Origin of the sequence: Porphyromonas sp. HMSC077F02 (assembly GCF_001815465.1) — a bacterium.
Taxonomy (GTDB): Bacteria; Bacteroidota; Bacteroidia; order Bacteroidales; family Porphyromonadaceae; genus Porphyromonas_A; species Porphyromonas_A somerae.
On the sequence record NZ_KV820636.1, the window covers coordinates 1 to 7,788 of the forward strand.

At 53.8% G+C, this 7,788-nt stretch carries 5 protein-coding genes; all 5 read right to left on the reverse strand.

What is annotated here, in order from left to right; translation table 11 throughout:
- Window positions 1-72: 72 nt before the first annotated feature.
- The 5 genes from HMPREF3027_RS01915 to tsaD are packed head-to-tail and all read right to left on the reverse strand — an operon-like array spanning window position 73 to window position 7,511.
- Window positions 73-2,349, reverse strand: a complete 2,277-nt coding sequence (locus HMPREF3027_RS01915) for an NADP-dependent malic enzyme (protein WP_070706600.1) — start codon at window positions 2,347-2,349, stop codon at window positions 73-75.
- A gap of 26 nt (window positions 2,350-2,375) precedes the next feature.
- Window positions 2,376-4,427 (reverse strand): mechanosensitive ion channel family protein, encoded by a 2,052-nt coding sequence (locus HMPREF3027_RS01920; RefSeq protein ID WP_070706602.1) that lies wholly within the window; start codon window positions 4,425-4,427, stop codon window positions 2,376-2,378.
- Window positions 4,428-4,430: 3 nt separating this feature from the next.
- Window positions 4,431-5,963 carry a RecQ family ATP-dependent DNA helicase gene (locus HMPREF3027_RS01925; RefSeq protein WP_070706604.1) on the reverse strand — a complete coding sequence of 511 codons (1,533 nt, stop codon included), beginning with the start codon at window positions 5,961-5,963 and terminating at the stop codon, window positions 4,431-4,433.
- 9 nt (window positions 5,964-5,972) lie between these two features.
- Window positions 5,973-6,458 carry a CinA family protein gene (locus HMPREF3027_RS01930; protein ID WP_070706606.1) on the reverse strand — a complete coding sequence of 162 codons (486 nt, stop codon included), beginning with the start codon at window positions 6,456-6,458 and terminating at the stop codon, window positions 5,973-5,975.
- A 3-nt stretch (window positions 6,459-6,461) separates the two neighbouring features.
- Window positions 6,462-7,511 (reverse strand): tRNA (adenosine(37)-N6)-threonylcarbamoyltransferase complex transferase subunit TsaD, encoded by a 1,050-nt coding sequence (gene tsaD, locus HMPREF3027_RS01935; protein WP_083317466.1) that lies wholly within the window; start codon window positions 7,509-7,511, stop codon window positions 6,462-6,464.
- Window positions 7,512-7,788 lie beyond the last annotated feature (277 nt).

The window sequence follows — 7,788 nt, forward strand, 5'->3', positions numbered from 1 at the left end:
CGGTAAGAACTTTCTAATGCGTAACCCCTGACCTCCATAATTGTGGAGGTGGCTTTCGTATCGAGTTTGCTTTTAGATGAGGCAGTTATTGGTGTCGAGGGAGGCCATTGCTGTGATATTGACAATGTCCTTGACCCCGGCGTCGTGGTCGGCAAAGTAGATCGGCTTGGCGAGTCCGATCTGGATTGGCCCAATCACGTCCTCTGCGATATCTAGGTGCTTGAGTAGCTGATAGCAAGCGTTGGCAGCGGAGAGGCGAGGGAATATCAGTACGTTGGCAGGCTCGCCTTTGATGCTGTTATTGGGGTATAGCTGGTCACGCCGCTGGAAGTTGAGTGCGGTCTGTAGCTGCATCTCTCCATCCACCTTGATGTGTGGGTGCTCCTTATGAAGGATCTCCACCGCCTTGCGCGCCTCCACGGACGATTCGGCATCGGTGCTACCGAAGTCGGAGAAGCTCACCATGGCGATCACCGGCTTGATGCCGAAGCAACGCACCTTTTCAGCCGCTAGAAGAGCAATGTCCACGAGGGTCTCTGCCTTGAGGTTTTGATTAATCAGCGTATCGGCGAGGAAGAGCGGTCCACTCTTCATCATCACCAGGTGCATCGTGGCAAAGTGCTGATGCCCAGGTGCGATCCCCACGGTGTCGCGGGCGACGTTGGCGAGGTACCCGTAATTAGAGTAGAGCCCTGTGATGAGGCTATCGGCATCACCACACTGCACCATCATCATACCGAAGTAGTTGGGGCCAAACATCTTGTCTTTCGCCTCACTGAGGTTACCGCCTTTACGCCAGTTTTGCTCGGTATACTTTCGAGCATACTCCTCTCTTTTCTCCTTCCATTCATCGCTATGCTGATTGATGATCTGGATGGTAGAGAGGTCGAGGTCATGCTCTTTGGCAATCTGCTGAATCACCACTGGGTCGCCCAGTACAATGGGTCGGGCAATCTTGAGATGTGCTGCCTCTGTTGCTGCACGGAGTACCAATGGATTCTCCCCTGCAGCGTAGATCATCCGCTTTGGTGCCTTTTGTGCCGATTCGTGGATACGTCTCAATAGGTGACTCATGCCACCTGTGCGTGTGGCTAGCTCCTGCTCGTAGGCCTCCCAATCGGTGATCTCCTTACGGGCTACTCCTGTGCGGATCGCCGCTTTGGCCACCGCCATAGAGACGCGAGTAATCAGGCGAGGGTCCACTGGTTTGGGGATAAAGTAATCGGGGCCGAAGTGCAGGGGCATGTGCCCATAAGCGCTGGAGACCTCATCGGGTACCGGCTCCTGGGCGAGGTTGGCAATAGCAATGGTGGCGGCCATCTTCATCTCCTCATTGATCGCCGTAGCTCTCACGTCGAGGGCACCACGGAAGATGTAGGGGAAGCCGATGACATTATTGATCTGATTAGGATAATCGGAGCGACCGGTGGCCATCAGCACATCGGGGCGTGCCTCCTTAGCCTCCTCATAGGTGATCTCGGGCTCGGGATTGGCAAGAGCAAAGACCACAGGGTTGGGTGCCATAGAGCGTACCATCTCCTGAGTGAGCAGACGTGGTTGGGAAAGGCCGAGGAATAGGTCGGCTCCCTTGATTGCATCAGCTAGGGTGTAGATCCCCTCTCGGTCGGTGGCGAAGAAAGCTTTACGCTCATCGAGGTTGGGGCGATCTTTGCGGATTACTCCCTTGGAGTCGATCATCACGATATTCTCTAGCTTGGCACCAAGTGCGAGATACATCTTGGTACAAGACTGTGCCGATGCCCCTGCACCGCTCACCACGATGCGGGCCTCCTCTATCTTTTTCCCAGCTATTTTGAGGGCATTGAGCATACCAGCAGCTGAGATGATAGCGGTGCCATGCTGGTCGTCGTGCATCACAGGGATATCCAGTGACTTCTTTAGCTCCTCCTCAATCTCAAAGCACTCGGGTGCCTTGATATCCTCTAGGTTGATGCCTCCAAAGGTTGGGGCGAGGGAGCGAACCACCTCTATGAACTTCTTGGGATCCTTTTCATCCACCTCTAGGTCAAAGACATCAATTCCGGCATAGATCTTGAAGAGCAGTCCCTTGCCCTCCATCACCGGCTTTCCAGCCATAGCCCCGATATCTCCTAGCCCGAGCACGGCGGTGCCATTGGAGATGACCGCCACCAGATTTCCCTTGGCAGTGTAATCGTAGGCACGCTCTGGGTCGGCCTCAATATCTTTACAAGGAACCGCTACCCCTGGGCTGTAGGCGAGGGTGAGGTCCTGCTGCGTATTGTGCGACTTCGTTGGCCGCACCTCAATCTTGCCAGGCTGTGGGAGTGCGTGATACTCCCTTGCTGCGGCTTCTAGTTTCTTATCCATATTCGTCTTTATTTGGTGGGTTGTACTTACTTCTTATCCTTATTATTGTCGTCAGAGGTCTCGGTAGGCTTATCTTCCTGCTCCTTCTGTAGTCCCTCTTTCTCCAGTTTCTTTTGTTCCTCTGCTTGGAGCTCCTTCTCTCGTTGCTTCTCGGCCTTTTTCACCTCTTGCTTCTCGTGCCACTCCGCTGCCTCCTCTTGCCGCTTCGCCTTCTCCGCATCTTTAGGGTGCTGAGACTTGTACTCTGGCGGAATGGTTCGCTCCGTGCCATCACGAGTTGCCACGTAGTGTGGTGAGAGTAGCTCAAGGTCGCGCTCCCTGCAGACATCCTGTATATGCCCCCGAATCTCTGAGTAAATGGTGGCTTGTGCATTGGCCTCTGTGGTATAACCATTGACAAGGTAGACCACATAATTATCATTAAAGCCGGCTTGTAGTACAAAGGGCTTGGGAGCTTTGAGGATGCGGTCGCACCGACCGATCGCCTCTAGCATCGCCTCCTCTACCTCTTGCCATGCAATTTCAAAGCCAAAGGTTACTTCGGTAGAGAGAATAAGCCCCTTGCTCTCTGCTAGCGAACTGTAATTGATGGTGGCAGCGGTGAGGATCTTAGAATTGGGTATGGTGATCTCCTCATTCGTCACCGTCCGCAGTCGTGTCACCAACATATTTTTCTCCAATACATCGCCCGTCACATCCTCTATCTTGATCCTATCGCCCACTCTGAAAGGTCGCATATAGGTGATCACAATCCCGGCAATCATATTGGCAATCGCACTAGAGGAGCCGAAGGAGACCAGCACGCCGACAAAGACCGAGATGCCATTGAAGGCGGGTGAGCCAGACCCTGGCAGATAGGGGAATATCAATATGAGGAAAAAGGCGATCAGTAGGATGCGGATAATGGTGTAGGTGGGCTTGGCAAACTCTGGGTGGAACCCTGGAATCCGCAACTTGGCGAGCTCTATCTCGGTAAAGAAATACTTCGCTAGCTTGCTCAGCAGCCGCATCACAAGGTAGATGACGATGATAAAGAAGAGGTTGGGCAGGTAATTCCACACCGCCATACCGAGGTCGCGAACTGGTGTGAGTAGGGTATGCGAAAGCTTGCTCGACCAATCCCTAGAGAAGGGGAAGAGGTTGAAGATAATTGGTACCGCTACAATGATTGCCGCTACAATTAATACTATTCTTAGGAAGTTGATTACATACTCTAGGAGTCGCACCTCCTGGACTTTGGAGATGATGGTGTAGTCTTTGTACCGCCAGTCCTTAAGCCACTTATCTCGATTGACCTCTACCATTAACTTGAGCCAACGTATCACCCTATTGATGATGCGGATCAATGCCACCGTGCCGATGAGATAGAGTACTAAGAGCCCGAGGCGCTTCAGCAGTCGGGAGGTGCTAAACTCATCATTAGCCCTATGGAGAGCTTCTGTAAGTGCCGTGCTGTACTCCTCTGCAAGTGCTTGGATAGTGGTGTCGTGCCAAAAGGCTTCATTTTGTGTGACCGTCATCAAGATGCGATCTTCGTAGCTAATATCGGCATAGTCATGGTCGTAGGTGACGGTGAGGGTATCCTCGGATCCAAAACCATACTCATAGAGGGAGTGCAGCCGCTCTTGGATATTCTTGGCTCTGTAGGCGGGGCCGTACGACCCTACCCGTATGTAGAGGGTAAAGAGGGTATCCTTTACCAGTCCCACTACAGGGTAGCCCACGGCATGTTGTCTCAATGAATCGAGCCGAGCACTCTTATCCTTTTCGTATTTTGATTGGTTCTCCTCTAGTAATCCCAGCTGACGCTCTATTGCTAGTCTTTTGATCTCATCAGAAGTCTTGAGGTTGGCCAACTGCTGTTCGAGGTTGATCTTCTGTAGGGAGTCCACCTTTCGGAGCGAATCAAGCGTGGTTACCTGTTGCTTTAGGCTGAGGAGTAACTGGTCATTGACTGTTTCTTTGGCCGCAATGCTATCCATCGCCACATCTAGTGTGGTCGGCTCTTGTGCCGAAAGGGAGAAGAGTCCTCCGCATAGGAGCCCCCACCATAGCATGATCATCAATCTTCTATTCATATCTTATCGTCTCTTTGGTAGTGGGCGAAAAGGTTGTAGTGCCAGTGAAGCCCTGCCAAAAAGCACTTCCTGGCCACTGGCTGTTACTTGCAACTTACCCCCATCGGCATAATCTATCTTCATGAGCCCTAGCATAATCATCTGATAGATATACTCCCGCCACGCTAGTGCCGAGAGGTCGCGTCCTACCCCGTAAGTGGGGAGCGTGTGGTAGCCCATCGTGAGGAGCAACCGCTTTTGGGAGCCCCTCAAAATATCTATCAGCATCTCCACCCCCACCTGAGCACCCGTACGCACCACTGCGCTCATCGCCTTCTGAGCGATCACTGTGCCATCCATGGTCTGTCGCTTCGGCATCAGACAGACATCGCACTTGCCACAATGATCCTCTGCCTCGGCACCGAAATAGCTGAGCAATACCTTTCTCCGGCAGATATTGCCCTCACAATACCGCTTCATGTACTCCATCTTGGAGCGGTTGAGGTCTTGCATCGGCGTATCTTGTATCATCCTTTGTAGCACAAAGATATCGGCATAGGAGTAGAAAAGGAGGGCATCGGCCCTTTTGCCATCACGCCCCGCCCTACCGATCTCCTGGTAGTAGCTCTCGATATTCTTGGGCATATTGTAGTGGATCACCCACCGCACATCGGGCTTATCGATGCCCATGCCAAAGGCGACAGTGGCGCAGACAATATCCACTTGCCCCATTAGGAAGAGGCGATGTACCATATCCCGCTCCCCCGCACCCATCTGAGCGTGGTAGTAGAGGGCTTTGAACCCCTTATCATTGAGGTACCTCGAGAGCATCTCCGTATCATCTCGCTTGGTGCAGTAGATGATGCCCGAAGCGTGTGCCTCTCGCCCCTCAATAAACATCAAGATCTCCCGTAGCTTCTCCTGCTTCTTCAGTCCCCGACGGATTTCTAGGTAGATATTGGGGCGGTCGAAGTCGCCAATCGTCACGATCGGCTCTCTGAGATGTAGCTGTAGGAGGATATCCTTTTGCGTCGCTGGGTCGGCTGTGGCGGTGAGGGCGATGATAGGGGTCTCGGGGAATAGCTCTTTCAATACCCCCAGCTGGGCATACTCCGGACGGAAGTCGTGCCCCCACTGACTGATGCAGTGTGCCTCGTCCACCGCCACCAGAGAAATCTTGGCCTGCTTCACTAGTGACATACCACTGGCACTCATCAAGGTCTCGGGACTCATATAGAGTAGCTTCAGCTGCCCTCGGGAGAGTGCCATAGAGACGCTATTGCGGTACTCCTGCGTCACGCTACTATTGATGGTGGCGGCTGCAATGCCCCGCTCTTGAAGTGCCAATACTTGGTCCTTCATCAAGGCAATCAATGGGGAGATGACCAGAGCACACCCCTCCATCATCATCGCTGGCAATTGGTAGCAGAGCGACTTGCCACCACCCGTAGGGAGCACCACCAATTGGTCGAAGCCCTGAATCACATTCCCCACCACCTCCGCTTGGTGTGCTCGGAAATGGTCGTAACCAAAATATCGCTTGAGTGCCGCCTCCATTCGCTCCCTTTATCTCTTTGTACGCAAAGTCTGTAGCAATAGCTGTAGTGCTGCCACTGCTACCGCTTCAATATTCTGCTGGCGACCCTGGTCGGGGGCTTGAAAAAAGAAAGCTTTGCTCTGCCCTCCCGAGGCACAACCGATCCAGGCACCACAAGGCAGCACCCCTTCGCTACTCGAGGGACCACACACCCCCGTGGTGGAAAGCGCAAAGTCGGCGCCAAAGCGATCCGCTGCCGCCCGAGCCATAGCTATCGCACACCGCTCGCTAACTAGTCCGTCCGAGAGCTCCTCCTCTGGTACCCCCAAAACATGCACCTTCGCCTCACGGGTGTAGGCAACCACCCCTCCGCGGTACCATTCCGACGCTCCTGCCACCTGGGTGAGGAGCGAAGCGATCCGCCCCCCAGTGCAGCTCTCGGCCGTGGCTAGCGTGGCACCTCGTTCCTTCAGAAGCTCTGCCACCTCCTTGTAAAGCCGCTCTACCTGCCCCATCACTTATATAACCACTTTGGAGAAGGGGGCATCGGCCATACTACTGCTCGCCCCACTAGCAAATCGATAGGCACCTGCCATCGCTACCATCGCCGCATTATCTGTGGTGTAGGCGAAAGGGGGAATAAAAGCACGGCTACCACTTCGCTCGCCATAAGCTACCATCGCATCACGCAGAGCCGAATTGGCCGAGACACCTCCTGCCACCGCTACCTCCTTGATCCCTAGATCCTTGGCGGCACGAGAGAGCTTTTTCATCAATATCTTCACAATCGTCCGCTGAAGCGAGGCACAGAGGTCGGCCTTATTGTTTTCCACAAAGTGCGGATCCTTTGCCAGCTCGTCACGGAGCTTGTAGAGGAAGGAGGTCTTGAGCCCGCTAAAGCTATAGTCGTAGCCCGCTATCTGTGGCTCGGCAAAGGTAAAGGCAAAGGGGTCGCCCTCGTTACCCAATTTATTGATCACAGGGCCACCAGGGTAGCCGAGACCCATCACCTTGGCGCACTTGTCAAAGGCCTCGCCCGCAGCATCGTCGATCGTCTTGCCGATGATCTCCATATCAAGGGGCGAGCGAACCAGCACAATCTGCGAATTGCCCCCCGATACCAGTAGGCAAAGGAAAGGGAAGTGGGGCACCTCACGCTCCACCTCTCCCTCTTGGATAAAGTGGGCCAGGACATGCGCCTGGAGGTGGTTCACATCTACCATCGGTATCTTGAGCCCTTCCGACAATCCCTTGGCAAAGGAGGTGCCCACCAACAGGCTCCCCAGCAAACCAGGGCCACGGGTGTAGGCGATCAGATCGAGATCCTCCGCCCTCAGCTCCGCCCGCCGAAGCGCCTCACTCACCACCGGCACCACATTCCGAAGGTGCGCACGGCTCGCCAGTTCGGGCACCACACCCCCATACGCCTCATGTACCTTTTGGCTCGCAATCACATTGCTCAGCAGCCGATTACCCCTTAGTACCGCCGCACTCGTATCGTCGCACGAGCTCTCGATACCCAATACCACCAACTCCCCATTTATCTCGTAATTTCCTTCCATACTCATTATACATATAGATACCTCCACAAAGATAACAATTTCACTACCCAATCACAACCCTCCGCCCCCAGAGGTGACCCATTGGAAGTTTAGTCAATAGATGTTAGATTTGATTGAATATACTCTCTATAAGGACATAAGAGCACCCGCTAGGGTGCCACTCAGCTAGCCCCCGGTCAAGGCTCGCAGAGCCGAAGACCGGCGGGAAGGAGGTATGCACAAACATACGACCCTTGTGGTCGCACTCCTAATGGGTTGTGCGACCACAAGGGTCGATTGATAT

Excerpts from the sequence above, each read along its gene's own strand:
- HMPREF3027_RS01930 (WP_070706606.1), bottom strand. The coding sequence starts at position 6,458 with ATGGGGCAGGTAGAGCGGCTTTACAAGGAGGTGGCAGAGCTTCTGAAG.
- HMPREF3027_RS01915 (WP_070706600.1), bottom strand. The coding sequence starts at position 2,349 with ATGGATAAGAAACTAGAAGCCGCAGCAAGGGAGTATCACGCACTCCCA.
- tsaD (WP_083317466.1), bottom strand. The coding sequence starts at position 7,511 with ATGAGTATGGAAGGAAATTACGAGATAAATGGGGAGTTGGTGGTATTG.
- HMPREF3027_RS01925 (WP_070706604.1), bottom strand. The coding sequence starts at position 5,963 with ATGGAGGCGGCACTCAAGCGATATTTTGGTTACGACCATTTCCGAGCA.
- HMPREF3027_RS01920 (WP_070706602.1), bottom strand. The coding sequence starts at position 4,427 with ATGAATAGAAGATTGATGATCATGCTATGGTGGGGGCTCCTATGCGGA.